This window comes from Corynebacterium sp. AOP12-C2-36, assembly GCF_052379185.1.
Taxonomy (GTDB): domain Bacteria; phylum Actinomycetota; class Actinomycetes; order Mycobacteriales; family Mycobacteriaceae; genus Corynebacterium.
In genome coordinates, this window is the sequence record NZ_JBQSYJ010000004.1 from 128,491 (window position 1) to 154,996 (window position 26,506).

The window sequence follows — 26,506 nt, forward strand, 5'->3', positions numbered from 1 at the left end:
TCAACCTAGAGTTCTCACTGTGATCTAGATCACATTGTTGAGCAGACGGGTCCCCTCCAGCGACCTGGCCACAGACCGCGCCACCGACCTGTTCGCGACGAAGACCCGGGCGTCCGTGCCGGGCCTGGCGAAACCCTCCCGCACCGGGGAGGACGTCGCCGGACCGACGAGGAAGAGGTCGTCCCGCACCTGCCCGTCCCGTCCGACCGCCCGACCCTCCGCGTCGACGAGGAACACCTCCGCACCGGCCTCGCCGGTGTCCCCGTGGCCCGTGGCCACCTCGCCGGACGCCAGGAGCCCACGCAGGAGTCCGTCCGACACCTGCGAGGCCGTGACGTCCGCCAGGCGTGCGTCGACGAGACGGGTGGCCTCCACCGCCTCACCGGGGAGCGACGGACTGGTGGCACGGAAACCTCCACCGCGGTGCCCGGGCAGCTCCACCACCCGGGCGTCGGCCCCGAGGAAACGCACGAGACCGGCGCGGTGCAGGGCCAGGAGGTTGCCGAGCCGCTCCGGCGGCGGCCCGGAGCACACGTAGGAAAACGAGGCGCAGACCTGCCGGACGAACGCCTCGTCCTGCGCGGAAAGACGTGCCCCGTCTGCGGCGCGCAGTAGCCCCCGCAGCACCGGGAGAACCCCCACCAGCGTGGCGTACAGCGCGGCGTCCTGCGGGTGGCGTCCCCCCGTGGCGCGGTGAAGGTTGGTCAGGGTGTTGCCGACCACCGCATCCTCGAGGGCCTCCCGGTCGGCGAACACGCGTCCGGCGAGCGGGCGGTCCAACCGGTCGGGCCGTAGCCGGTCGGCCGGGTCGGGGACGGCGTGCCCGAGTGACGCGGAGACCGTTCGTGCCGTGACACCGGCAGTGCCCGCTGCCCAGGCGTCGGTGAGTTCGTGGACGCCTCCGGCATCCACCGCACACCTGCCGCGGTCGCCCAGGTCGGCCAGTGCCGTGTAGTGGGCGGCGGTGACCTCCGCAGACAGCAGCCTGCGCACCGCACCGTCGGCGAGCGCACCGTCCGGCGTCCGTGGCAGGCGTGCCACCGCGTCGGTGGTGAGGTAGCGGGGACTGCGCGGCGTCACACCCCCGGCGATCTTCGACCGGTACGGCACACCACGGCGGGACCCGACCCACAGCACCGGCTCCTCCCCGGAGGGCCGGTAGGTGGGCACCGGGCCGCCGTCGCGACGGTCGAACCGGCCACCGCGCCCTTCACTGAGCAGCATCATCAGGTCGATGAACGCCAGACCGAAACCACGCACCAGGACGTCCGCACCCGCCGGAACCCCGGTGAGGTCCTGGTCGGCGGTGTAGCCCGGCGGCGTGTAGCCCGGCGGCGTGTGGCCCTGACCGGGAACCGCACCGGACCGGACGTCCAGATGCCCCTGGGCCAGGACGACGACGTCGGCGCGCAGCACCGTCCCGTCCTGCAGGGTGACCTGCCGGCCCGCGCCGGGACCGGGTACCGACACCTGCACCGCACGCGTGCGCCAGGTGCACACGGCGACACACTCCGGCAACGCGTCGACCGCACGGGCGAAGGCGTCGCGCAGGTAGGACGCCACCTCCCGGCGCGGCAGGAACGTCCCCGGCGACCCGGACCAGTCGGCGAGCGTGGGGCCGGTCCCGTCCGGGTGCACGGTGATCTCGTCGGCGGTGTTGTTCATCCACAGTTGACCGGGCTGGTCCGCCCGCCAGATCCGTCCCGCACCGCAGGGGTACGGGTCGACGACGTGCACGGTCAGCCGTCGGGAGCCGTCGAGTTCACCGGCCAGGGCCTGCAGCACCCCGGTGGCGCGCGGCCCCGCTCCGACCAGTACGACGGAGTCGACCGGGGGTCCGAGGTCCCTCACCGTGTTGCCCGGGAGTACCGGGAGGCCGCGGCGAGGACGTCGGCGGTGTCGGCGAGCCGCAGGACCTCGCCGGTGCCACCGTCGCCGGTGACGAACCGGTCACCGACGATCAGGACGCCGGACGCCTCCCCCGCCACCTCCCCGGCCACCGTCACCGACGCCGGCTCGGCGACCGTCACCACCGTGGGCAGTTCGCCCTGTGGCGGGCGGGGCACGATCGACGGGCCCTTCACCGTGAACACCTCCCCCACCGAGTCCGTGACCTCGACGTCGACGTAGTGGACCTTGTCACGGTCGATGAAACGCGCGGTCGCCGCGTCACGGATCTCGGCGTCCGGTTCCCAGGACGTCCACAATCTGCGCACGGCGGAGACGATGTCCCCGAACTCACGCCACACACCGTCCGGCGAGGCGGGACGCCGGCCCACCAGCGCGGCGGACGTGGTGTCGGTCTGCACCGTCGGCGACCAGCCGGCGCGTCCCCTGCTGACGTGGTCGAGCGTGGCGGTGGACGTGGCGACGTGGAAAGGTTCGGTGTGGGTCAGCGGCACCTCCGGCACGATCCTCAGGTCCGTGGTCTGCCCGGCCAGCCAGGCGGCGACGGTGACCGCGTTCTGCCCGGAGGAGAAGTCGTCCTCGAGCAGCAGGATGTCGGTGGGACCTGCACCGTCTGCACCGCCTGCACCGTCGAGCGCGAGCGCCAGCGCGCGCAGCGCCGGGAGGTCGAGGGCGGCCTGCGGGGCCACCCGGATCACCACGGTCATGCCGGCACCTCCGCGTGCTGGTGGTCGTAGGCGGGCAGGCCGAGGTTGCCGCGCAGGGTGTTGTCCGGGAACGTGTCCGGGTAGGACTCCCGGTACACGCCACGGTCCTGGAGTTCAGGGACCACACGGTCCACCACCCCGTCCAACCCGCCCGGCGAGAGGTGCGGAACCAGGATGAAGCCGTCCGCCGCTCGTGCCTGGGTCAGCTCGTCGAACTGCTCGGCGACCTGGTGTGGCGTCCCCACCAGCGTGCCGCCACGTCCGGACACCTCGGTGACGAGGTCGCGGATCGACAGGTCGCGCTCCCGTGCCAGCTCGCGCCACCGGTCGGCGACCGCGCGGGGGTCCTTGTCGTGGCGCACCCGACCGCGGGTGATGTCGGCGTTGCCGGTGTCGGGGTCCTGCTCCGGCAGGGGCCCGTCCGGGTCGAGGTGGGTGAGGTCGGTGCCCCAGACCTGTTCGAGGAAGGCGATCGCACCGGGCCCGGTGACCTGGCGACGCCGGACGTCCTCGTGGAGCTCCTGCGCCTCGGCGGCGGTGTCACCGAGGATGACGGAGATCCCGGGGTAGATCTTCAGGTCCCCGGCATCGCGTCCGACGGCGGCGAGACGCCGGTCGATGTCCTTCCGGAACTCCCGTCCCGCCTCTGCCTCGGAGTGTCGGGAGAAGATCACCTCCGCGTTGCGTGCGGCGAAGTCCCGCCCTTCAGGGGAGTCGCCCGCCTGGAAGATGACCGGGCTGACCTGGGGCGTCGTGGGCACCGGGAAGTGCCCGCGGACGTCGAAGAACTCCGAGGTGTGCGCGAAGGAGCCGTCGGCGCCGTGGTCGTGGGAGTGCCAGAGCGTCCTGGCCAGGGCGAGGAAGTCCTCGGCCCGACGGTAGCGGTCGGCGCCGTCGAGGAAGCCGCCGCGCCGGAAGTTCGCCCCGGTGAAGGCGTTGTGGGTGGTCACCAGGTTCCACGCCGCCCGTCCCCCGGACACCCGGTCCAGGGTGGCCAGTGTACGGGCCAGGTCATAGGGCTCGTTGAAGGTGGAGGAGAAGGTCCCGGTCAACCCGATGTGCCCGGTGACCGCGGCGAGCCCGGCGAGCACCGTGGCGGTCTCGGGGCGTCCAACCACGTCCTGGTCGAAGATCCTGCCCTTGTGCTCCCGCAGCCTGAGTCCCTCGGCGAGGAAGAGGAAGTCGAAGAGGCCGCGTTCGGCGCTGCGGGCGAAGTGCTCGAAACTGTCGAAGTCGATGTGGGAGCCGGACTCGGGGTCGGACCAGACGGAGTGGTTGTTGACGCCCGGGAAGTGGGCGGCCAGGTGAACCTGGCGTTTCGTGGTGTTCGTGCTGTCAGACATGGTGGGTCTCCTTCCGGGGGATGCTGGGGGCCGCCGCGAGCAGCGCCCTGGTGACCTCGTCGGTCGGGTCGTCGAAGACCTGCGCCGTGGTTCCGTACTCGACCACCCGACCCGCCGCCATGACGGCGACCTCGTCGGCGATGGAGCGGACGACGGCGAGGTCGTGGCTGATGAACAGGTAGGTCAACCCCAGTTCGTCGCGCAGGTCCACCAGCAGGTCCAGGATGCGGGCCTGCACGGAGACGTCGAGGGCGGAGACCGGTTCGTCGAGGACGAGGAGTTCGGGGTCGACCGCCAGACCGCGGGCGAGGGCGACGCGTTGGCGCTGTCCACCGGACAGTTCGGACGGACGCCGGTCCACGGTGTCCCGTGGCAGGGCGACGAGGTCCAGCAGCTCCGCGACCCGCCGTCGACGCCAGGCGCGGTCACCGATGCCGAATCCGTCGAGGGGCTCGGCGACGGACCGTCCGACGGTGAACCTGGGGTCGAGCTCCCCGGTGGGGTCCTGGCGGATCAGCCGTGCGCGTCGCGACAGGGCGACGGCGTCCCCGCCTTTCCGACCCCGACTCCCCCTGCCGTCGAGCCTGCGGCCGAGCACCTCCGCGGCGCCGCCGTCGAACGGCTCGAGCCCGAGCAGGATCCGCGCGGTCGTTGACTTGCCCGACCCGGATTCACCGACGATACCCAGCGTGCTGCCGGAACGGACCGTGAGGTCGACGGCGTCGACCGCCGGGGCGGCTCCGGGGACGAACACCCTGGTAAGACCACTCGCCCTGATCACCGCGGGGGCGTCCGGACGTCGCAGCGGCGCCTCGGGTCGGGCCTCGGGTCGGGCCTCGGGGACGGCGGCGACGAGCTCCCGGGTGTAAGCGTGCCGCGGGGAGCTCAGCACGGTGGCCGTCTCCCCCTCCTCGACCACGCGGCCGTCCTTGAGGACCACGACGCGGTCCGCCCGGCCGTGGGCCACACCCAGGTCGTGGGTGATCAGCAGCAGGGCGGCGCCGGAATCCCGTACGCGGGCCTCCAGCAGGTCGAGGACCTTCTTCTGGACGGTGACGTCGAGGGCGGAGGTGGGTTCATCGGCGACGACGAGCGCCGGGTCGCCGATCAGCGCCAGGGCGATGAGTACGCGTTGGCGTTGCCCACCGGAGAGCTGGTGCGGGTGGCGGCGCGCGTGCACCGCCGCGTCCAGGCCGACGTCGCGCAGGGCTTCGGCGGTCCGACGGACCGCGTCCCTGCGTCCCCCGCCGTGCAGGCGGAACGCCTCGGCGAGTTGGCTGCCGACCGTGCGCACGGGGTTGAGCCCCTCGCCGGCGTCCTGCGGGACGTAGCCGACGTGCGAACGGTGGAGCCTGTTCCACGCCGCCGGCCCTGCGGTGGAGACGTCGCGACCCAGGATGCGGTGGTGTGAGGTCGTCACGGCGAGTCCGTCGGGACCGCCGGGGCCGTCCTGTGCCAGGCCCGCCGCAACGCGCGCGGTGGTGGACTTGCCGGACCCGGACTCGCCGATGAGGGCCACCGTCTCCCCCACCCCGACGGCCAGGTCGACGTCCTCGACGGCCGCGGAGGACCCGGCACGGGTGCGGTAGGTGGCGGTCAGGCCCGCCAGGTCGAGGGCCGGTGGCCGGGCCGTCTCAGGCGGGACGTGCCGGTTCTGATTCTGTTTGCTTGTCTCCGCCGGTCGGACGGACTCTTCGGGGTGTGCTTCGGGATGCAGTACGACGGTCATGGTGATCTCCTTGTGGTGGGGACGCCGCGCGGCGTGTCACCGCGTTGGCGAGGATGTTGACGGAGAGGACGGCGGCCGCGACGACGAGCCCCGGGAGCGTCGTCAGCCACCAGGCGCTGGAGAGGTAGCTGCGTCCGTCGGCGACGAGCAGCCCCCACTCCGGTGCCGGTGGTGGTGCTCCCAGCCCGAGGAAGCTCAGTGCCGCCACGGCGAGCAGGGCGGAACCGAACTGGAGGATCGCCAGGCCCGCCAGGGGCCCCAGGGCGTGCGGTGCCACGTGCCGGGAGAGGATCCGGGCGGACCCCACACCGTTGAGGCGGGCGGCCTCGACGAAGGCGCTTGTCCGCCACCGCAGCACCTCGCCGCGGGCGACGCGGGCGAACGTCGGCAGCGCCGCGACACCGACGGCCACGGCAACCTTTCCGGGGCCGAAGCCGAGCCCGGCGACCACCGCGATCGACAACAGCAGCCCGGGGACCGACTGCAGGACGTCGGTGCCGCGGGACAGGACGGTGTCGACGGCACCACCGGCGTATCCGGCGACCGCCCCCACCAGGCTTCCTGCGCCGGCGCCGACCGCCACGGCGAGGGCTGCGGTGCCCAGCGAGCCGCGTGCGCCGTGGACGACCCGCCCCCACACGTCACGACCCAGGTGGTCGGTGCCGAAGGGGTGTCCGGTCCCCGGCGCCTGCAGCCGGTCGAGCGGCTGCCCGGTCAACGGGTCGGCGGAGGTGAACAGGCCCGGCACGAGGACCCAGGCGATCAGCACCAGGACGACCCCGGAAGCCGCCACAGAGGCCACCACCGGAGCCACCGCGGTGGCCGGGCGGGCGCGGGGGAGGTGTGCGGGGGGCGCTCATGCGGTTGCCTTTCCGGTGGTCACGGCGGACGGGCGGGGTGCCCGGGCACCTGCGGTGCGTGGTTGGGCCGTCCTGGCGTCCACCAGCGGTCGCAGGAGGTCGGCGGCGACGACCACGGCCACGAAGACGACCGAGGAGAACAGCACCACGCCCAGCACGACCGGGACGTCCTGCGAGGTCACCGCGGTGGTGAGCAGGCGTCCGACGCCGTTGCGGGTGAACACGGTCTCCACGACGACCGCGCCGCCGAGCAGTTCCCCGGTGAGCACGCCGGCGACGGAGAGCACCGGGCCCAGGGACGCCCGCAGGGCGTGTGTGACGGTCAGCCGCCACCGGGGGAACCCGGCGGCGCGGAAGGTGCCGATGAACTGTGAACGCCAGGTGGCGGTCAGGCTGCGCAGCAGGACCTGTGCCACGGTGGCGGCCACCGGGACCGCGAGGGTCAGTGCCGGCAGGACGGCACCGGTGACGCCGCCACCGCCGAGGGCCGGTACCCAGCCCAGGCGGAAGGAGAAGACCTGCAGCAGCAACAGGCCCACCCAGAACGTCGGCAGCGAGATCCCCAGTACTGGCAGGGCGGCGAGCAGCCCGGCCACCCGGGGCCGCCGGGTGTACACCGCCCCGACGGCGGTGAGGACCCCGACGCCGACCCCGATGACCAGGGCCGTGAGGGCGAGCAGGACGGTGCCGGGGACCGTCTGCGCCAGCTGTGTAGTCACGGCCTCACCGGTGAGGTAGGACGTCCCGAGGTCGCCGGTGAGCACGCCGCCGAGCGAGCGCAGGTACTGCGACGGCAGGGACCCGTCGAGCCCGTAGGCCGCGCGTAGTTCGGCGACCTGCTCCGGGGTGGCCTCGACCTGACCGGTACCGCTGAGCATCGTGGTCACCGGGTCACCCGGCAGGACGTAGAGCAGCAGGAACGTCAGGGTGTACGCGGCCCACACCACGAGGATGCCGTGGATGGTCCGGCGGACGATCTCACGGGCGTTCACGTCGGGTCCCCCTCGGTGACGGCGGTGCTCAACCAGGTGTCGTGGAGCTGCAGCCGACTGGACCCCTCGTACCGGAATCCGTGCACCTCAGGGGCGGTGGCGGAGATGCCGGAAAGCTCCGTGAGGGGGATCACGTGGCCTTGTTCGACGAGTTCGGTGGTGGTGTCGGCGACGATGTCGGCGCGTTCCCGGGGGTCCAGGGTGGTGAGGCTGCTCTCCAGCAGGTCGTCGGCGCGACCTGGTCCGCGGTTGTTGACGTTGCGGCCGGACGCGTCGAAGACGGTGCGCAGCACGTCCGGGTCCGACCTGGTCAGGTTGTAGAAGTCGATGTCGTTGGTGTCGGACTCCTGGTCGGCGGCGCTCTCGCTCATCGTCTGCCTGCGCAGCTGCAGGTCCACGCCGACGGCCCGGAGCTGCTGCTGCACGACCTCGAGGAACGGCGCGGTCTGCCAGTAGCCCACGGGGATCTCCAGGGCTTCGCCGTCGCGGGTGCGTGTCGAGGTGTCGTCGTCGCGCGTCCAGCCGGCCTCGTCGAGCAACGTCGACGCGGCCTCGGGGTCGTAGGTGAGCAGGTCGGACTGGTCGGTGTAGCCCGGGGTGGTGCTCGCCAGCACGGAGGTCGCCGGGTTCTGCCGTGAGGAGAGCACGGCGGTGAGTTCCTCACGGTTGATCGCCTTGTTCACCGCCTGCCGCACACGCACGTCCTGGAACGGCCCTGTCGACCAGTTGGGGAAGAAGGAGTAGTTCACCCCGGGGTTGGGCCGTTCGACCAGCGGGTAGCCGGACTGCTCCAGCAGCTCCTCGTCCTGGGGTTGTACGGCGGTGTCCACGTCGATCTGCCCGGAGGCGAGACTGCCGTTTCGCACCCCCGCCTCCGGCACCACGGTGAACTCGATCCCGTCGAGGTAGGCGGGCCCGGCGTGGTCGGCCAGGAAGGACGGCCAGTCGTAGTCGTCGTTGCGTTCCAGGGTGGCGTTGGCGGAGGCGTTGAAGTCCGTGAGGGAGAAGGGACCGGTGCCGACCAGGTCCCCGGTGCACCGTTGTTCCGGTGTCTTCCCGAAGGTCGCCGGGGAGTAGAAACCCAGGGTCATCGTGGAGCTGGCCTGCAGGAACTGTGCGTTCGGTCGTGCGAAGCGCACGGTGACGGTGTGCGGGTCCGGGGTGTCGACGCCCTCGAGTCCGGCGAGGTAGGTCGACCCGAGGGAGGACTTCGCGCCGAGGTCCACGATCTGCCTGAAGTTCTCCTTGACCGAGGCGGAGGTGAAGGCGGTGCCGTCCTGGAACGTCACCCCGTCGCGGAGGTGGAAGGTGAATTCGGTGGAATCGTCGTTGATGTCCCAGGAGGTGGCGAGCCAGGGGACGATCTCCCCGGTCTCGGGGTCCTGGTCGGTCAGCGAGTCCGTGATCTGCCGGGACACGTTCAGGGCCGTGTTGTTGCCGACCTGTTGGCCGTCCGCGCACTTGATGTCGGTGTCGAAGGCCGCCCGGAGCGTCCCGCCGCTGACCGGTGGACCGTCGTAGTCGTCTCCGTGGTCGGCACCTGCCTCGCCACAGGCCACGAGGGCCCCGTTGACGAGGACGGACGACAGGAGCACCGCGCCGGTGATGAGGAGGGGCCTTCGTGTAGACCGAGCTGTCTGCATGACGGGTCACGCTAGCGGGCGGAGACGGTCCGGGGAAACACCTCGATTCCCGACGAATGGAAATAACCCGACCCCCTGAACCCCACGGGTCTCAACGGGACTCGACGAGACCCGACATTCCGGGCAGTGGAACATGCCACAATGGTCCCCATGACAGAGGAGAGCCACGGCACCACCGCCACCACCGGCCCCGCCGACCTCGGCAGTGCGGTCGCCACCGCCCGCGGACGCCTCGACGACGGCGCGGACGGTACCGCCGGCATTGTCGCGCGCACCCGCGCCCACTTCGCCCGCCTCGCCGAGCCCCTCTCCCCCACCGCCGTACCGTCCCACCCGGCAGGAGCAGACGGTACAGCCGGCACGCCCGTACCACCACCGGCCGTGGACCCGGCGATGCTGCGCCGCGCGGCCCTCTACGCCGCCGACGGACTCGTCGGCGACAGTGCGGAGTTCACCGAGGAGTGCACCTTCCACCTCGCCACGCTGGGCCGTGACCTGCGCAAGTACGGGGTGACGACCGCCCACTACGGGGCCGCCGCGGAGGCCGCCGGCCGGGCGGTGTGCGAGGCCTTCGACGTGCCCTACCCGGGCGCGGACCTGACCTACCGTCGCGCCGAGGAGCTCGACATCCCCGACGGACTGACCGAGCTCCTGCAGGCCGTGGACAACGCGGTGCGCATCGTCGCGCTCGGGGCGGTGGAGGACGACGAGGCCGGCGTGCCCGCCAGCATCACCGCCGAGGTCCTGGAGGTCGTGCCGCGCACCCCGCAGGTCACGGTGGTGAGACTGCAGGCGTCGTCGCCGCAGACCGGCTGGCCGGGGCAGAGCCTGGAGGTCCGCACCCCGTCCGACCCGGACGTCTGGCACCAGTTCGCCTCCACGCTGCCGCCGAACGACGCCGGCTACCTGGAGTTCCACTGCCCCGGGCTCACCGCGCACGTCGGCGAGACCTGGGTCGTCGCCAACCCGGCCGGCGGGCTGGGCGTGCCCACCGGGCAGGACGCCCCGGACGCCGTGGCCATGGTCGCCCTCGGCGCCGGCCTCGCCGCGCTGCGCGCCCTCGTACTGGACGTCTCGGCGATGGACGACTCACCGCCGGTGCACCTGTTCTGGGGCGTGGATCACTCCCGCGACCTGCACGGACTGACCGACCTTCGCGGTCTGGCGCAGGGCTTCCCGTGGTTGACGTTCACTCCGCTGGTCGCCGACGAGGGCGACCCCGGCGCCGCCGCGGCGGCCGCCGACGACCCGGTCACCCACCGTCCCGGCACCCTCGTGCTGGTCTCCGGGGAGGACGTCGCGGGCGTCCGCGACGCGGTCGGCGTCCTCACGCGTGCCGGCGTGGACGCCGAGCAGATCATCGCGGAACCGTGAGCGGCGAACCGTGAGCGCAGGGACGTCCTCCATCGTCACGGCCGGGGCGACGAACCCGCCGACGAGCTGGCCGGCGCACAGCCACGACTCCCACGAGCTGGTGTGGGTGCGCCGTGGGGCGATGATCACCCGCGCACACGACCGCATCTTCGCCGTGCCCGAGGGCCGCGGCATCTGGTTGCCCGCCGGCACCGAGCACTCCGGTGAGGTCACCTCGGGCGTCACCCTCTACGGCACCCTGTTCGCGCCCGACCGCACGCCCGGCGACTTCACCGCGCCCGCCCAGGTCACGGTGGTGGTGATGACCCCGGTGCTGGAGTCGCTGCTGACGTACCTCGGCCAGGACACCCTGAGCGACGCCGCACGTGGCCGCGCCGAAGCCGTCGTCTTCGACGTCCTGCACCCCACCGACACCCCGCTGGACCTGCCGGTCCCCGACGACCCGCGTATCGCCCCGGTGGTGCGCGCGCTGCTGGAGAACCCCGGCGACCACTCCGGACTGGACGTGTGGGCCAGGCGCCTGGGCACCAGCGAACGCACCGTGACCCGGGCCTTCCGCGAGTCCACCGGCCTGCCGTTCGGACGCTGGCGCATGACGCTGCGCATCCAGCGCGCCCTCACCCTGCTCGGCGACGGGACGCCGGTGCAGGACGTGGCGGTACAGCTCGGCTACGCGCAGACCAGCACCTTCATCGACACCTTCCGCCGCACGATGGGCACCACGCCCGGCACGCACCTCCCCGCGAGCACGTCCGGCGCGTCCGGTATGTCCGAAAACCAGGATCGAATGTCCTGAAAACGAGATTGCGGACACGGATTACGTTCCCCTACGCTTCTTGAGGTTAGGCTAAAGAAGCCACCGGAACCCCACCTCCCGAAGGACCCCAGCACACCCATGTCCCCTGCCCCTGAAGACGGCCCCGAGACAGGCCCCGAGACAGGCACTGACGACGCCCGGACCCTGGCAGGCGACGACCTCACCCTCGGCTACGGCCGCTCCACGGTGGTCCACGGGGTCTCGGTCACCCTCGAGCCCGGCACGGTCACCGCGCTCGTCGGCCCGAACGGTTCCGGCAAGTCCACGCTGCTGCGCTCCCTGGCGCGCCTGCACCCGGTCGATCAGGGCAGCGTCCGGCTCGGCGACGGTGAGACCGCCCGCGACGTCCACCTGCTCAGCCCCCGCGAGTTCGCCACCCGCGTCACCCTCTTCTCCCAGTCGCGTCCCACCCCGGACGGGCTGAGCGTGCGCGAGGTCGTCAGCTTCGGACGCCACCCGCACCGGCGTCGCTTCGCCGGGCTCGGCGCCGAGGACGTCGCCGCCGTCGACCACGCCCTGCAGGTCACGGGCATGGCCGACAAGGCCGACCGCAGCGCCGGCGAACTCTCCGGCGGCGAGGTCCAGCGCGCCTGGCTGGCCGCCTGCCTCGCCCAGGACACCGGCGTGGTCCTGCTCGACGAGCCCACCAACCACCTCGACCTGCGCTTCCAGACCGAGATCCTCGACCTCGTCCGCGACCTCGCGGACGGGGCCGACGGCACCGGCGGCACTAGCGGCGACCAGCCCGTCACCATCGGCGTCGTCCTGCACGACCTCGACCACGCCCTGCGCGTCGCCGACCGGCTCGTCCTGCTCGCCGGCGGCCGCGTGCTGGCCACCGGGCCACCGCAGGACGTCCTGACCGCCGAGAACATCGCCGCCGCCTACGACATCCCCGTCGACGTCGGTGTGGACCCCCGCACCGGCCGCCTGCGCATCGACCCCATCGGACGACACGCCGACCGCGGACGCGTCCGCACCACCCCCTGAAAGGACCACCATGCACCTCCCGAGAAACCGACGGCGCACCACGCTCACCGCGCTCACCGCCGCCGTCGCCACCGCGACGCTCACCCTCGCCGCCTGCGGCACCACCGACACCGGCTCGTCCGACGGTGACTCCGAGGCACCGACCTCCAACGCCGAGGGCTGCGACGCCGACGTCGAGACCAGCACCGACCCGGTGTCGATGACCGACGGCCTGGGCCGCACCGTGGAACTCGACAAGCCCGCCAGCCGCGTCGCCGTGCTGGAGTGGCAGGAGATCGAGGACGCGATCAGCCTCTGCGTCGACCCCGTCGCCGTGGCGTCCCCCGACGACTACGGCACCTACGTCAGCGCCGAGGCCCTGCCGGACGACGTCGTCAACGCCGGTGAGCGCGGTGAACCCGACCTCGACGCCATCTACGGCGCCGACCCCGACCTCATCATCGTCGAGGCCTACAGCGAGGACGACGCCGTGCTCACCCAGCTCGAGGACCGCGACGTGCCCGTCCTGGCCGTCACCGGCGCGGACGCCGAGGACCAGATCGGCACCGTGAAGAACACCCTGTCCATGATCGGTGAGGCCACCGGGCGTTCCGCGCGTGCCGAGGAGGTAAACCAGGAGTTCGACGACCACCTCGCCGCCGCCCGCGAGGAGTTGGCCGACACCGTGGCCACCCTCGAGGACCGCGACCAGACCGACTTCCTCTACTTCGACGGCTGGGTCGAGAGCGGCAACCTCACCATCCGCCCCTACACCAGCGGCGCGCTGATGACGCAGCTCGGCGAGGAGCTCGGCATGACCTCGGCCTGGACCGACGACGTCAACGAGTCCTACGGTGACGGCGGCGTCGACCCGGCGTACGGCCTGGCCCAGACCGACATCGAGGGCCTCACCGCCGTCGGCGACGCCAACCTGTTCTACACCGGCTCCCAGGGCGGCGCGGACGACTACGTCGCCGCCATGACGTCCAACCCGATCTGGAACAACCTCTCCGCCGTGGAGGAGGACCGCACCTACGAGTTCCCCAACGACCTGTGGGCCGCCGGCGGACCGCGCTCCTGCATCCAGCTGATCGACGCCTTCGTCGAGGCCGTCAAGGCCGTCGAGGCTGCCTCCGACGCAGAGTGACACGGCAGGTGACCCGCGGCAGGACGCACGCCGCACCGCTCGTCGCGCCGCTGGCGCTCATCGTCGCGCTCGTCGTGGCGATCACCGTCGTCGGACTGTGGCACCTCACCCAGGGCACCTCCGGACTGGGCATGCGTGAGCTGGTGCTCTACGCCGTCGGCCACCCGGACGCCCCGCAGAGCGTCAACGGTGTGCCGGTGGACAGCGTGCTGTCGGGTTCGCGGGTGCCACGCCTGCTCGCCGGGATCACCGTCGGATTCGCCCTGGGTGTCGCCGGCATCCTGCTGCAGTCGGTGACCCGCAACCAGCTGGCCTCCCCCGACACCCTCGCGGTCACCGCCGGCTCCTACGTGGCGCTGACCGCGGTGGCGGCGTTCGGCCTCACCGTGCCGTTCTGGGCGTCCGGCCTGGTCGCCTTCTGCGGTGGCCTGGCCAGCGCGGCCCTGGTGCTCAGCCTCACCGGCGCCGGCTCCGGACGCGGCGGGGCCACCGGCACCACGAAACTCATCCTCGCCGGCTCGGCGATCGCCATGGCGCTCGACGCGGTCACCGGCATGCTGCTGATCCTGTTCAAGCAGAACACCACCGGCCTGTTCGCCTGGGGTTCCGGCTCCCTGTCACAGCTCAGCGTGGACGCCTCCGCCCGCGCCGTCCCGGTCATCGTGGCGGTGCTGCTCGCCGCCGTGCTGCTGTCGCGACGTCTGGACGTCCTGTCCCTCGGCGACGACGACACCGCCACCACCCTCGGTGTGCCGGTGCGCGCCACGCGCACCGTCGCCGTGGTGCTCGCCGTCCTGCTCACCGCCCTGTCCGTGACCGTCGCCGGGCCGCTGGGCTTCATCGGGCTCGGCGCGCCCGTGCTCGCCCGCCTGCTGTCGACGAAGGTGCCCGGACTGCGCCGCCATGCCGTGCTCATCCCGGTGACCGGGCTGGTCGGCGCCCTGATCGTCCTGCTCGCCGACGCACTGCTGCGCGCCGTGCTCGGCGCCGAACAGGCCGCGTCCATCCCCACCGGCATCCCCACCGCCCTGCTCGGCGCGGTGGTGATCGTGGTGCTGGCGATGCGCATGCGTGACCAGGGCGTGGTGCGCGCCGCGCGCGCCAACGCCGGTGCCCGCGGCGGGACGTCCACCCCCGCCCAGGCACGACGACGCTTCCTCGTCGTCCTGGTCGCCGCCGTGGTCCTGCTCGTCGCCGCGGTGGTCTACGGACTGCTCGCCGGCAGCCTGTGGCTGCGCCTCGGTGACATCGCCCTGTGGCTGCGCGACGCCGCCCCCGGACTCGTCGGCGGCGCCCTGGACACCCGCGCCCCGCGCGTGACCGCCGCAGTGCTGGCCGGTGCCGCCCTCGGCGTGGCGGGCACCGTGGTGCAGGGCACCGTGCGCAACCCGCTGGCCGAACCCGGGCTGCTCGGCATCACCGCCGGCGCGGGCCTGGGCGCGGTCATCGCCACCACCATGCTGCCCGGCTCCGGACGCACCGTGCTGGTGGCCCTCGCCGTGACCACCGGCCTGGCGACGTTCGCCCTGGTCGCTGCCCTGTCGTGGCGTGGTGGCCTGCTGCCCGACCGTTTCGTGCTCATCGGCATCGGCTGCGGCTACGGGATCTCCTCGGTGACCACCTTCCTGCTGCTGCGCGCCAACCCCTACGACACCCCGCGCATCTTCACCTGGCTGTCCGGCACCACCTACGGCAGGACGTTCCCCGACGTGGTGCCCGTCGCCGTGGTGCTGCTGCTCACCCTGCCGGTGCTGCTGGCCATGCGCCGGCAGATCGACCTGATGTCCGTCGACGAGGACACCCCGCGCATCCTCGACGTGCCCGTGGAACGCACCCGCCTGGGCCTGCTGACCCTGGCCGCCGTGCTCGCCGCGGTGAGCGTGGTGGCCGTCGGTGTCGTCGGCTTCGTGGGCCTGGTCGCCCCGCACCTGGCCCGCTCCCTGGTGGGAGGACGCCACGGGCGCGTCCTGCCGGTGGCGATGGTGCTCGGCGCGGCGATGGTCTGCCTCGCCGACGGGTTGGGCCGCTCCGTGATCGCGCCGGCCCAGATCCCCGCCGGCCTGATGATCGCCCTCGTCGGCGCGCCGTACTTCGTGTGGCTGCTGCGCCGCACGTGAGGAAGGGCGGGGCGCCGCCGGTGCCGCCCGCTACTCGCCGGCGGCACCGGCCTTCCCGATCTCGCGGTCCTGCCGGTGCCCCTTGAGCACGGGCAGGCCCTTGCGGACCTTCTCCACGTGGTTCGGGTCGATGTCGACCATGAGGATCTGGGCGACGTAGCCGGTCTCCGCCAGGCGCGCCCCGCCCGGGCTGACGATCACGGAGTGGCCGATGCCCGTCGGCCCGTCGTTCTGCCCGTAACGGTCCGGGGAACCGGGACGCGCCTGACCGGCGGCGACCACGTAGCTGGTGGTGTCCAGCGCGCGGGCGGCGGTGAGCGTGCGCCACTGGTCGAGCTTGCCCGGCCCGTCCGTCCACGCCGTGGGCACCACCATCACCGAGGCGCCGGCCTCCGCCAGGGCGTAGAAGTGCCCGGGGAAGCGGATGTCGTAGCAGGTAGCCAGGCCGATGGTCACGCCGTTGACGTCGTAGGTGACCCGGCGGGTGCCGGGCTTGACGGTGTCGGACTCCCGGTAGCCGAAGGCGTCGAAGGTGTGGATCTTGTGGTAGTGCTCGGTTCCCCCGGGACCGGTGATGAGCAGGGTGTTGTGCACGCGGCGGAACTTGTTCGCCTCACCGGAGCCCTCCACCGGGTCGGTCTGCAACTCACCGGACGGCAGGCGGTACACGGTGTCGGCCGGGGTGAACATGCCGACCACGGCGGTGGTCCCGGCGTCCTTCGCGGCCTTCTCCACGGCGCGGGCGAACGGGCCGTCCAGCGGTTGGGCGATGATGTCGAGGCGTCCCGCGTCGAAGGGGAACATCGCAGCCTCAGGGAAGACCACCAGGTCAGCACCATTCTCGGCGGACCCGGCGATATAGGATCTGATTTTCTCGAGGTTCTTGTCGACGTCCGGCACGGAGTTCATCTGGATGACGGCGATGCGCATGCTGCCAAGGGTACGTCACCGACCTAGGATTGTCGGGTGAGCTCCTCTCCCGCCGAACGTTCCCCGGCCAGCGTCCTGGGCGCGCTGCGCAGCCCGAAACTGCTCACCGTCGAGGTCCTCGGCGGGTTGGTGACCGCGTTCGCCCTGATCCCGGAGTCGTTGAGTTTCGCCATCGTGGCGGGCCTGGACCCGATGATGGGCCTCTACGCGGCCTTCACCATGGCGTGCGTGACCGCGGTGCTGGGCGGACGCCCGGGCATGGTGTCCGGCGCGGCGGGTTCGATCGCCCTGGTCGTCTTCCCCGTCGCCCGCGACCACGGGGTGGAGTACCTGCTGGCCACGGTGATCCTCGGCGGTGTACTGCAGATGGTCATGGGTGCGCTCGGGGTGGCGAAGCTGATGCGGTTCATCCCGCGGTCGGTGATGGTGGGTTTCGTGGACGCGCTGGCGATCCTGATCTTCTCCGCGCAACTGCAGCACCTCTTCGACGTGCCGTGGCTGGTCTACCCGCTCACGGCCGTGGGCCTGCTGGTGATTATCGGCTTCCCACGGTTGACCTCGAAGTTCCCCGCGCCGTTGGCGTCGATCCTGCTGATCACGCTGGCGGTGGTGGTCTTCGGCTGGGACGTGCCGACGGTGGGTGACCAGGGCGAACTGCCGTCGTCGTTCCCCGGCTTCGGGGTGCCGGACGTGCCGTTGTCGATGGGGACGCTGGGGATCATCGCCCCGTACGCGGTGGCGTTGGCGCTGGTGGGGCTGCTGGAGTCGTTGTTGACGGCGAAGCTGGTCGACGACCTCACGGACACCCACTCCGACAAGACCCGCGAGTCACTGGGCCAGGGTGTGGCGAACGTGGTCACCGGTTTCTTCGGCGGCATGGGCGGTTGCGCGATGATCGGCCAGACGATGATCAACGTGAAGCAGGCCGGTGCGCGCACCCGGGTGAGTTCCTTCCTGGCCGGGGCGTTTCTGATCGTGTTGTCGGTGTCGCTGTCGGACGTGGTGGGGCGCATCCCGATGGCGGCGTTGGTGGCGGTGATGCTGGTGGTGGCGTTCACCACCTTCGACTGGAACAGTGTGCGCACTCTACGGGTGATGCCGGTCTCCGAGACGGTGGTGCTGCTGGTCACGGTGGTGTCCACGGTGCTGACGGACAACCTGGCCGTCGGGGTGATTCTGGGTGTGCTCACCGCGATGGTGGCCTTCGCCCGGCGCGTGGCGCACCTGACGCGCGTCGAGCGGGTCGGGGACACCGGTGCCGGCCGCTACCGGGTGACGGGCCAGCTGTTCTTCGCCTCGTCGAATGACCTGGTGTACCAGTTCGACTACGCCGGCGACCCGGCACAGGTCACGGTGGACTTCACCGACGCCACGGTGTGGGACTCCTCCACGGTGGCCGCGCTGCAGGGCGTGCGTGAGCAGTACGAACGCCGCGGCAAGTCGGTGACGTTCACGGGATTGGACGCCACGAGCCGCGCCTACGTGGAGCGGTTGGAGGGCCGTCTCGGCTGAGCGTGCCCCGGGTCGGTCGCCGAAGGTTTATCCACAGCCCTGCGGGGTCGGAGGTGAAACCTGACGAAAGTTGTCCACAGCTTTCCCGCCCCTGGGGACCACGCTTCCCCACGACCACCGCCGCGTCGTACTCTCCTGGGACCGCAGGCAGCACCGCACCAGCGCATCAGCCCAGGAGGCACCATGACCGTGTTCGGCATCGACCTGTCCCAGGTCAGAACCACCTCACAGGCGTTGGACGCCGAGGCGTCCGCGGTGGCCGGCGCCGCGCGCGCCGTCGCCGGCTCGCTGCCCGCGGCGTCCTGCCTGCCCGGGGGCCGGACGTTCGCCGCCCTGGCGGCGGGCACCACGCGGGTCGCCGAGGCCGTCGACGGGGAGTCGGTGGTGGTGGACGTCATCGCCACCGACCTGCTGACCTTCGCCGGGGTGGTCGGCACCGCCGAGCAGGACGCCGCGAGGTCCCTCTCCGGTACGGCGGGAGCGCGCTGATGGACATGCAGGAGTTGGCCGACGCCCCGCTGGAGCAGGCGGCCGCCACCGCCCGGCAGTGGGCCACGGCGTCCGGGCAGATGCGCGAGGCAGCTGGCGCGGTGCGCGGGCACGGCCGGTTGCCGGGCTGGTCGGGTGGTGCGGCCGAGGCGATGGGCCACCGTATCGACAGTTGCGCCAACCGGGTCCTGGCGTCCTGCATCGCCGCGCACTGGGTGGGGGTCGTGCTGGGCCACCACGCCACCCTGCTCGCCGCGGCGCGCAATCAGGCCGCGCCCGTGCTGGGGATGGCGCGAACCTTCCGGATGCGCGTTTCGGCGGACGGCACAGTAACCCCGCCGGCGCCCTTACCTCCGCTACTCACTCTGGCCGCGGCGTGGTCGATGGTCCTGCACGCCTGCCGGATGCTCGCCGACGCCCTGGACACCGCGACCGCCGCCGTCGTCGAGGCGGCGAGCGCAGTGGGTCAGGCCCCGACAGTCACGGCGGTGGACCGTACGGCGCTGGACGCCGCGACGGTGGCCGAACTCGTCGACCCGGCCGCCGCGCAGGCCGCCGCCGCGGCGGTGACCATGCCCTCCGGCCTGGCCGTCCCGCTGGACGCCGCCACCGAGGACTCCCTGCGTCAGGCGGTCGGCGCCGCGCGCCGGGAGCTGGCCTTACGCGGCCTGGACCCGGACGCCGTCGGGGTCACGGTGCAGGAACTCGACGGGCAGCCGGTGGTCGTCGTCGGCGACCTGCACACCGCACCGAAGGTCACCACGCTGGTCAGCGGCGTCGGATCGTCCGGCGACGGGGCACTGCCGGGTTCCGCGGGGAACGCCGGACGCATCGGCGGCACAGGCCACGCCGTCGTCGCCTGGCACGGCTACCGGGCGCCGGCGGACCTGGGGCAGGGACTGAACCCGTCCTACGCCGGGGTCGGTGCACCAGCACTGCGTGGGGCGCAGTCGGCGCTGCGCGAACGCTCCGCCGACGGTGCCGAGCTGCAGGTCGTGGCGCACAGCTACGGCACCACCCTGCTCGGCGCGGCGGCACGCGACCCGTCCACCCCACTGGATGCCGACACCATCCACCTGCTCGGCAGCCCCGGCACCGGGGTCCGCGACACCGGGGAGCTGCACGTCGACGCCCTGGACGGGCACGCCGAGGTCCACGCCTGGCGCGCGCCGGGAGACCTGATCGGGGCGACGACGGGCGCCAACGGCGGGGTGCACGGCCGCGACCCGACGTCCGCGGGGTTCGGGGCGGACACCGTCAACGGTGCACCGGCGGGGCAGCAGGACGGGTGGGCCGGACGTATCCTGGGCCGCATGACCGACGGTTACCTGTGGACGCAGGGCGAGTGGGACTCGCACAGCAGCTACCTCGCCGACGACCTCGTGCTGGAGCAGGTCCGGTAGATGGGCGCGGACGCGGGACCACCGGTGGAGAGCTACGAGGTGGTCGTCCTCGGTGCGGGGCAGGCCGGGCTCGCCGCCGCCCACGCCCTGGTCCGCAAGGGCTACACCCCCGGCGGGGACCTGCTCGTGCTCGACGGCAACGACGGGCCCGGCGGTGCGTGGCGTCACCGGTGGGACTCGTTGACGTTGGGCCGCGCCCACGGTATCGCCGACCTGCCGGGCATGCCGATGCCACGACCGGACGAGGGTGTGCCGGCGTCCTCCCTGGTCGCCGACTACTACGGCAACTACGAGGAGGCCTTCGACCTGAGGGTGCGGCGCCCGGCGCGGGTCATCCGTGTCGAGGACGAGGAGGGCGGTGAGGGTGGTGAAAGTGGCCCGCTGACCTTGACCGTGGTGCTGGACGGGCGGTGCACCCGCATCACCACCCGCCTGCTCATCAACGCCACCGGCACGTGGACTCACCCCTACATCCCCTACGTCCCCGGCATCGAGCGTTTCGCCGGACGGCAGCTGCACACCGCGGACTACCATCGTCGCGAGGACTTCGCCGGCGAGAAGGTGCTGGTCGTCGGCGGTGGGCTCAGTGCGGTGCAGTTCCTGCTGGAACTCGCGCCGGGATCCGGTAGCGCCGGCAGTGCGCTGTCGACGGTGTGGGCCACGCGCCGTCCGCCGAACTTCGTGGACTACACCTTCGACAACTCGAAGGCCTCCTGGGGCCGGGACGTGGAACGTCACGTGCGCGAGGACACCGAGCACGGGCGGCGTCCGGCCTCGGTGGTGGCCAACACCGGTATCCCGGCGTTGCCCGAGTACCTGGCGGGTGTGGCGGACGGGACGCTGGTCTCCCGCGGCATGTTCACCCGCATCAACGAGCACTCGGTGACCTTCGGTGGTGCTGGTGGCGCAGACGGTGGCGGCAGTGAAGGCACGGCCGGCCTGGTCCAGCCGGACAGTTGGAGTCCCTTCCCCGACGGGCACGAGGAGGCGGTGGACGTGATCTTCTGGAACACCGGTTTCCGCCCGGCGTTGACCCATCTCGCCCCACTGCACCTGCGCGAACCCGGCGGTGGGATCACCGTGACCAACGAGGTGGAGGTGGTGCGCGACGACCGGGTGCTGCTCGCCGGCTACGGGTCGACGGCCTCGACGGTAGGCGCGAACCGTGCCGGGCGTCTCGCCGGGCAGGTCGCCGCGCGGCGCCTGGCGGGGTAGGCGCCGACCCTTGCGCCGTCCGCACCCGCAGGCATATAGTTGACGTGTCAACTACTTCCCTCCTCCAGGAGACACCATGAAGGCATTCGGCTTCCTCAGCTTCGGCCACTACGACCTCGCCGCGTCCGGGGCGTCCACCCCGGGCCGCGGCATGCCCGGCGCGAAGGAGAACATCCGCAACGCCGTGGACATCGCCGTCGGCGCCGACGAGATCGGTGTCAACGGCGCGTACTGGCGGGTGCACCACTTCGCCCCGCAGCACGCCGCCCCGATGCCGATCCTCTCCGCCGCGGCCGCCCGCACCAGCCGCATCGAGGTCGGCACCGGCGTGATCGACCTACGCTAGCGCATGTCCAAGCTGTGGCGCTTGTACACCAATGACTCTCGCAGATTTTCTGTGGTCATATGGCGGACAGGTCAGGAATGGGAACCAAACAGAAAGACGACAGCGACTAGAACTCGTCGCTGTCGTCTGGGACCTGGTATTTACTGACTGAACTTCAGGTGGAGCGTCGGGTACGGTCGACCATCGCCGTCCAGCTCGTCGCGTCCAATCTGCACGAATCCGCGACTGAGATAGAAGCCATGCGCGCCCTCGTTCTGTTCATTCACGTCAACCTTGGTTACGCCGAGGCTAGAGATCGCCTCGCGGAGCAGCAACGTTCCGACACCGCCACCTCGCACCTCGTTCGTTACGAACAGCATTTCAAGATTGCCCTCGGCGACTCCGGCAAAGCCGACCGGCGCGCCGTCTCGCTCCGCAACGATGAGGGCCACCGCCGGGAAATACATCGAGGCGAGGTTGTCCTCGATTCGCCCAAAGTCCTCCTCTTGGAGGAAATCGTGAGTTGCGCGTACGGCGCTGCGCCAAATTTTGACGAGTTCTGGGTATTCACCTTCGCCTTTCGAAGGGCGAATTAAAGTTTCAGGATTGTTCTGCATGCAATTATCGTCGCAGAGTTGTGTCCTCGACACCAAGCTGTTCGCCAGCCGTGTGGCCTGCCGCACGCGCTCTGCGCGCTTGCCCTCGGGAATCGCAGTCACCTCTTCCGCCAGCTCGGCCAGTTCGGCATCCCGCGGCCCTTCCAGGTCTCGACGAGACGAGCCACCCAGCGGGCGGACGCGAACAGGCCGTAGCCCGCCCCGGCGAGGCCCACGGCGAACACGAGCCAGCGCCCGATGCTCAGCCACACGCTCCCGTCCACGTCGAGCGCCCACTGAGCGCCCGCGATGAGCCCGGCGATTCCCATCCAGAGCCCGGCGACGACCACGACCACCGGCAGGAGCGCGAGGCACATCGCGGCTGCTGCCGACCAGAGCTGACGGGCCTCCAGCTTCGCCGTCGCCTGCATGATCCGCTCGGCGCGCTCGTTCGACGCGTCGAGGTTCGCCGTCATCGTGGCCGAGGCCTCCCCGGCGACCTGCTCGACGGCCTTCTCGACCCGCTCCTCTGTGCGCTTATCGATCCGCTGCACGGCACCGCCGACCTGGCTCACGAGCTTCTGGTTGTCCTCGGCCAGGGACTGGAGCTTCTCAGTCGCCGAGGCCGTAGCTGCTCGATTCATTTGCGCTTCGGCGATCAAGCTCTGCGAGGCGCTCTGCAGCTGCTTCCCGTCGAGACTCTGCGCGAACACTCTGAGCGTGCTCTCGATCTCGCTCAGTCTGCTCTCGACGCTCTCGATCTGCGACGACCTGTTGACGGACGGCTGCGAGGTCGACGGCAGGGCCTTCAGCTCCTCCTTGACGGTTTCCTCGATCGCGAATCGCAGATACGACTTCAGTCCGTTCACGGCCTTCGTCTGCCTGTTGACCGCTGCGATGACGTCGGCGTTCGTAGGCTCCGACAGATTCGACGCCGTCGAGCTCGGCTCGGTCTCCTGCTGCTCGTTCCTCATCTCGTCGAGAATGCTCATTGCTCTGCTCCTTCTGTCGGTTGTTTTCGTGGAACTCGAAGATTTGCTGTGCGCCCTCGGCGGTGAACTCGGGCGTCAGCCCGGATGCTTTCTTCCGGCCGAGCTTGCCGTTGTCGGCCCGGCGCATCTTGTACGTCCAGCCGTCACGCTGGGTCTCTGCGAGGGCGACGCCATGCTCGTCGAGTACCTCGGTGAATCCCGCCCGGTCCACTGACCGCTTGTCCCGCAGCGAGGCGGCGACCTTGTCCCCGAGGATGCGCTCGAATCCGCCTGACGCGAAGTCCTCCCGGCGCTGCGACCAGTCCGGCTTTGCTTGCTCCGGCGACGGGAGGACCTGGCACCCCTCGTCTTGCATCAGTTCGTCGTTGGCCTGGCGCAGGCCGTTCTTCCACGACGTGTTCCGCTGCAGCGACTTCCCGGTGAGGTTGTCGTGGTTGATGACGTAGATGTGGTTGTGCAGGTGCCCGCCGGCCGAGTCGGCGTGGGTGACCACGAGGTGATCGGCCGAGTGCATCCGCTCCGCGAGCTTCACGCCCAGCTCATTGACCCGCTGCACGTGCCCCCGGTCGTTCTTGCCGAACTCGTCCGGCGAGAAATTCTGCGTGTACGAGTACAGCTCGTTCTTCCGCCCGTGGGCCCTCGCCAGAGCCTCTGCGCGGGCGACGAAGGCCCACGGCGACTCCACCGAGCACGACATCGCTGCGGCACGATCGGTGCCGGTCTGGACGTGCTCTGTGCGCTTGTCCTTGTCGTTGCCGTACAGCGCGTACCCGACCGAGTCGCTGGCGGACCGCGACGGCTTCACGTTGACCGTACTCATAGCGCCGTCCGATCCCCGAGCTGTGCCCGCACGGCATCCATCGATTCCATGACCTCGCGCAGCAGATCGTCGTCGAGGGCACCACCGCGACGCACCGCCTGGTTCAGGTTGATCCCGATTCGGCGCACCTGCTCGACCGCCTGACCCAGCTCCGGCGACGGCGTGGAGGCCGCCGCGACCTCTAGATGCCCGAGACCGTCCCGGCGGGAGTCCAGGGCGTCGAGAATGACCGTGCGTACCCATTTGCTCGGCTTCACGCCGAGCCTGCGAGCACGTCGCCGAACCGCTTCGCGCTCCGCCTTCGTGACCCGCACGTCGATGCTCACGTCGCGATTCGCCTGGGGCTCATCGACTCCATGACCATCATTGGTGTTGGGAGCCGTACGGTCAGGGCCAGCAGGGTACTTGTCCGACAATTCGCTGGCGCTCTTGTCGTCCAAGTACCGCTGGCCTCCGTCCTCGGTCGCTTCGCTCCCTGCGGGCGGAGGGGAAAGCCGATCCTCATCGAGGGCATGGAACGTGTTCATGACGCACCTCCCGCAGCCATCGCCAACGGCACGTCGGGGCTACGCACCGCGAGCCCGCTGAGCAGCTCGACGACCGCGCTCTCGGCGTCGTGCTCGGCCGAAGTCTCGGGGCCGTACGTCAGCTCGCGCGAGCCGACTGCCTGGTGGTACATGTTGCCGTTCACACCGGGCGAGTGCGCGGCAGCCGGGAGGCTGCACTGATGCCACTCGTAGGGTTCGATCTTCCCGATGTGCTGCACGAGGTAGCGGTTGATGTCATCGGCGCGGAAGACCTTCACGACCGAGGCCAGGCGGCGGATAAACTGGTCCAGCGCCTCGTCTACGTTGCCCTTCTGTCGGGCATAGTAGAAGAACTCGACCGGCTCGATCGTTGCCGTGATGACGATCAGGCGCGGTGCCACCTCGCCCTTGTTCCTGTAACGCGCCTTCGCGGGTGAGGCGTTGTACGGATCGAGCAGCAGCAACCAGTCGTTCGCGTCCATAGCCGAAGCGCGCAGATCGTCGAGCAGCAGGACCTCCTCTCCACGCCAGTCATCGAGCGGATTCCCGGTCGCGGCGCGGTAGACCTGCCACCGCTCGCCATGGGCGTTCGCAGCATTGATCGAGGCCGTGATGAAGTCCGTGGCGAACCGGGTCTTGCCGATCCCGGCGTCCCCGTGAACGAACACGACATGCGTCGAGAAGGCACCGGCCCGAAGATTCGCTGCCGCCCGGTACGCTCGGCGCTGGCCGTAGGCCGAGAGAGCATCGTCGATCTCTCGCTGATGCCGCGAGTAGATGTCGAACAGCTCATCGGTGAGCATGATCTGATCACGCGTGATCTCGCCCTGGAGCACCCGATCGCGCATGTCCTCGAAGTCCTCGGCCACCCGCTTCTTCTTCAGGTGGGCACGGCCCTTCAGCCATGCCTCACGGCGCTGGGCGTCGATCCCGAGGTAGTCAGGCCCGCGCACCGTGGCGACCTCGGCGGGCGCGTACTGGTGCTTGTCCGCGTACTTCGCATGCGTGAGGTAGCTCAGCATGTTGTCATGCGCGTACCGCCCGGCCTTCGGCTTCTCGACGTACTGCGGCTCGACTCCGAGCAAATCGGCAAGCCGAGCGATCGGCGCACTCTTCGAGCGGTTCTTGAACTTGATGACTGCATGCAGGTGCGCGGGCTTCGGCTCCATCACGAGTGCCTGCTGGGCTTCGCTCCAGACCTCACGCTCGTCCTTGTCGTGGATGATCCCGTAGGCCTCGACGACCTCGCCCCCGCCAGCCTCCAACCGCTGCACGAGGTAGGTGAGGATCGTCCCGGCATCCTGCTGGAGCAATGCAGCGCCGTTCGGATCGTTCACCGCCCAGGTCCAGTACTCCCGATCGAGGTACTGGGTAACGCCGATGCTCGTGGGATTGTTCTCCTGCTTAGCCACGGCGACCACCCCCGACCAGGGCAGCACAACTAGGTACTTTGAGAGCAAGGCGCCTAATTGACCCCCTATTGACCCCCAAATGAGACCCCAAATGACCCCGCGTATTCTCGGGGAGGCGGAACATGGGAACAGTCCTCTGACCAGGCAGTTCGTTGCAAAGCGCGGCAATCGACAAGCCCTTGCCGCGCCCGTAGGAACAAGTAGAACTCCCGAAACTCTTGGAGGCTGAAACACCAGCGGGCAGCCCGCCTGCGGCGGGTGCCAGGTCAGGCCCTTCGGGCGAGGTCAGGTCGGCGAGAGCGATGGAACGGGGGTGGGGGTCGGCGCTCATCGGCGATCACCCCCAGAACGCTTCCCATAACGCTTGATGACGGCCTGGTGGGTAACGTCCAGGGCATCACCGATCCTCGCCCAGGTGACCCCGTCTGTACGGGCGTCAGCGACCGACAGCTCTACGACTTCTTCAAGGACGGAGCGGAGCACTCCGAGGTCGTGGAGTCGAGCCTCACTGTCGGCAAGGGACGAATCGCCCTGACGCCAACGGAAACCAAGGACATGGTCGAATGCAGAGGCGTTGGCGCTCATGACCGACCACCCCCGACCAGGGAGGCGATGACAGCCCTCTGTCGAGGGGTCAATGGGGTCTTAGCCAGGCGCTTACCGGCACGATGGCCAGCGG

The 26,506-nt window shown here is 70.7% G+C and carries 22 protein-coding genes and 1 pseudogene; 10 read left to right on the plus strand and 13 right to left on the minus strand.

Annotated features, from left to right (window positions below; all coding sequences use genetic code 11):
* Positions 1-24: 24 nt before the first annotated feature.
* From ACT3UN_RS04845 to ACT3UN_RS04875, 7 genes are all read right to left on the minus strand, one after another.
* Positions 25-1,851: an FAD/NAD(P)-binding protein gene (locus tag ACT3UN_RS04845; protein WP_444656557.1), complete on the minus strand. Its 1,827-nt coding sequence runs from the start codon at positions 1,849-1,851 to the stop codon at positions 25-27.
* Positions 1,848-2,615, minus strand: coding sequence for an LLM class flavin-dependent oxidoreductase (locus ACT3UN_RS04850; RefSeq protein WP_444656559.1), 768 nt, complete (start codon positions 2,613-2,615; stop codon positions 1,848-1,850). The genes ACT3UN_RS04845 and ACT3UN_RS04850 overlap by 4 nt, the downstream gene beginning before the upstream one ends.
* Positions 2,612-3,958: an NtaA/DmoA family FMN-dependent monooxygenase gene (locus tag ACT3UN_RS04855; RefSeq protein ID WP_444656561.1), complete on the minus strand. Its 1,347-nt coding sequence runs from the start codon at positions 3,956-3,958 to the stop codon at positions 2,612-2,614. Before ACT3UN_RS04855 ends, ACT3UN_RS04850 begins: the two co-directional genes overlap by 4 nt.
* Positions 3,951-5,687: a nickel ABC transporter ATP-binding protein NikE gene (gene nikE, locus ACT3UN_RS04860; protein ID WP_444656563.1), complete on the minus strand. Its 1,737-nt coding sequence runs from the start codon at positions 5,685-5,687 to the stop codon at positions 3,951-3,953. The genes ACT3UN_RS04855 and nikE overlap by 8 nt, the downstream gene beginning before the upstream one ends.
* Complete coding sequence (locus ACT3UN_RS04865; RefSeq protein WP_444656565.1) at positions 5,593-6,480, minus strand: ABC transporter permease; 888 nt, start codon at positions 6,478-6,480, stop codon at positions 5,593-5,595. Before ACT3UN_RS04865 ends, nikE begins: the two co-directional genes overlap by 95 nt.
* A 63-nt stretch (positions 6,481-6,543) precedes the next feature.
* On the minus strand, positions 6,544-7,539 hold the full coding sequence (locus tag ACT3UN_RS04870; protein ID WP_444656567.1) for an ABC transporter permease: 996 nt from the start codon (positions 7,537-7,539) through the stop codon (positions 6,544-6,546).
* The gene (locus ACT3UN_RS04875) at positions 7,536-9,182 is read right to left on the minus strand and encodes an ABC transporter substrate-binding protein (RefSeq protein WP_444656569.1); all 1,647 of its coding nucleotides are present in this window, start codon (positions 9,180-9,182) and stop codon (positions 7,536-7,538) included. The genes ACT3UN_RS04870 and ACT3UN_RS04875 overlap by 4 nt, the downstream gene beginning before the upstream one ends.
* A gap of 150 nt (positions 9,183-9,332) precedes the next feature.
* Here ACT3UN_RS04875 and ACT3UN_RS04880 point away from each other — a divergent pair, with 150 nt between their 5' ends.
* The 5 genes from ACT3UN_RS04880 (at position 9,333) to ACT3UN_RS04900 (ending at position 15,606) form a co-directional block, all read left to right on the plus strand.
* The gene (locus tag ACT3UN_RS04880; protein ID WP_444656571.1) at positions 9,333-10,556 is read left to right on the plus strand and encodes a hypothetical protein; all 1,224 of its coding nucleotides are present in this window, start codon (positions 9,333-9,335) and stop codon (positions 10,554-10,556) included.
* A 10-nt stretch (positions 10,557-10,566) separates the two neighbouring features.
* The gene (locus ACT3UN_RS04885) at positions 10,567-11,352 is read left to right on the plus strand and encodes an AraC family transcriptional regulator (protein WP_444656573.1); all 786 of its coding nucleotides are present in this window, start codon (positions 10,567-10,569) and stop codon (positions 11,350-11,352) included.
* 99 nt (positions 11,353-11,451) lie between these two features.
* Positions 11,452-12,363 carry an ABC transporter ATP-binding protein gene (locus tag ACT3UN_RS04890; RefSeq protein WP_444656575.1) on the plus strand — a complete coding sequence of 304 codons (912 nt, stop codon included), beginning with the start codon at positions 11,452-11,454 and terminating at the stop codon, positions 12,361-12,363.
* 10 nt (positions 12,364-12,373) lie between these two features.
* The gene (locus tag ACT3UN_RS04895; RefSeq protein ID WP_444656577.1) at positions 12,374-13,489 is read left to right on the plus strand and encodes an ABC transporter substrate-binding protein; all 1,116 of its coding nucleotides are present in this window, start codon (positions 12,374-12,376) and stop codon (positions 13,487-13,489) included.
* An 8-nt stretch (positions 13,490-13,497) separates the two neighbouring features.
* The gene (locus tag ACT3UN_RS04900; protein ID WP_444656579.1) at positions 13,498-15,606 is read left to right on the plus strand and encodes an iron ABC transporter permease; all 2,109 of its coding nucleotides are present in this window, start codon (positions 13,498-13,500) and stop codon (positions 15,604-15,606) included.
* A 30-nt stretch (positions 15,607-15,636) separates the two neighbouring features.
* Here the strand turns inward: ACT3UN_RS04900 and ACT3UN_RS04905 are convergent, their stop codons facing one another.
* Positions 15,637-16,536 (minus strand): carbon-nitrogen hydrolase family protein, encoded by a 900-nt coding sequence (locus ACT3UN_RS04905; protein ID WP_441579085.1) that lies wholly within the window; start codon positions 16,534-16,536, stop codon positions 15,637-15,639.
* Positions 16,537-16,572: 36 nt separating this feature from the next.
* Here ACT3UN_RS04905 and ACT3UN_RS04910 point away from each other — a divergent pair, with 36 nt between their 5' ends.
* The 5 genes and pseudogenes from ACT3UN_RS04910 to ACT3UN_RS04930 form a co-directional block, all read left to right on the plus strand.
* Positions 16,573-18,048 (plus strand): SulP family inorganic anion transporter, encoded by a 1,476-nt coding sequence (locus ACT3UN_RS04910; protein ID WP_301442167.1) that lies wholly within the window; start codon positions 16,573-16,575, stop codon positions 18,046-18,048.
* Positions 18,049-18,231: 183 nt separating this feature from the next.
* Positions 18,232-18,537, plus strand: a complete 306-nt coding sequence (locus tag ACT3UN_RS04915; RefSeq protein ID WP_301442168.1) for a hypothetical protein — start codon at positions 18,232-18,234, stop codon at positions 18,535-18,537.
* Positions 18,537-19,940, plus strand: coding sequence for an alpha/beta hydrolase (locus ACT3UN_RS04920; RefSeq protein WP_441582452.1), 1,404 nt, complete (start codon positions 18,537-18,539; stop codon positions 19,938-19,940). The genes ACT3UN_RS04915 and ACT3UN_RS04920 overlap by 1 nt, the downstream gene beginning before the upstream one ends.
* Positions 19,941-21,155 (plus strand): NAD(P)-binding domain-containing protein, encoded by a 1,215-nt coding sequence (locus tag ACT3UN_RS04925; RefSeq protein WP_301442170.1) that lies wholly within the window; start codon positions 19,941-19,943, stop codon positions 21,153-21,155.
* Positions 21,156-21,231: 76 nt separating this feature from the next.
* Positions 21,232-21,498, plus strand: a pseudogene (locus tag ACT3UN_RS04930) (LLM class flavin-dependent oxidoreductase); the annotation flags it as partial.
* Positions 21,499-21,641: 143 nt separating this feature from the next.
* On the opposite strand, the gene ACT3UN_RS04935 reads toward ACT3UN_RS04930, so the two are convergent.
* The 5 genes from ACT3UN_RS04935 to ACT3UN_RS04955 form a co-directional block, all read right to left on the minus strand.
* On the minus strand, positions 21,642-22,097 hold the full coding sequence (locus tag ACT3UN_RS04935) for a GNAT family N-acetyltransferase (protein WP_096160856.1): 456 nt from the start codon (positions 22,095-22,097) through the stop codon (positions 21,642-21,644).
* A 98-nt stretch (positions 22,098-22,195) separates the two neighbouring features.
* The gene (locus ACT3UN_RS04940; RefSeq protein WP_226829420.1) at positions 22,196-22,720 is read right to left on the minus strand and encodes a hypothetical protein; all 525 of its coding nucleotides are present in this window, start codon (positions 22,718-22,720) and stop codon (positions 22,196-22,198) included.
* Positions 22,689-23,888: a relaxase/mobilization nuclease domain-containing protein gene (locus tag ACT3UN_RS04945; RefSeq protein ID WP_193078988.1), complete on the minus strand. Its 1,200-nt coding sequence runs from the start codon at positions 23,886-23,888 to the stop codon at positions 22,689-22,691. The genes ACT3UN_RS04940 and ACT3UN_RS04945 overlap by 32 nt, the downstream gene beginning before the upstream one ends.
* The gene (locus ACT3UN_RS04950) at positions 23,885-24,415 is read right to left on the minus strand and encodes a plasmid mobilization protein (protein WP_205676990.1); all 531 of its coding nucleotides are present in this window, start codon (positions 24,413-24,415) and stop codon (positions 23,885-23,887) included. The genes ACT3UN_RS04945 and ACT3UN_RS04950 overlap by 4 nt, the downstream gene beginning before the upstream one ends.
* Positions 24,412-25,827 (minus strand): Rep family protein, encoded by a 1,416-nt coding sequence (locus tag ACT3UN_RS04955; protein WP_240518051.1) that lies wholly within the window; start codon positions 25,825-25,827, stop codon positions 24,412-24,414. The genes ACT3UN_RS04950 and ACT3UN_RS04955 overlap by 4 nt, the downstream gene beginning before the upstream one ends.
* Positions 25,828-26,506: the final 679 nt, after the last annotated feature.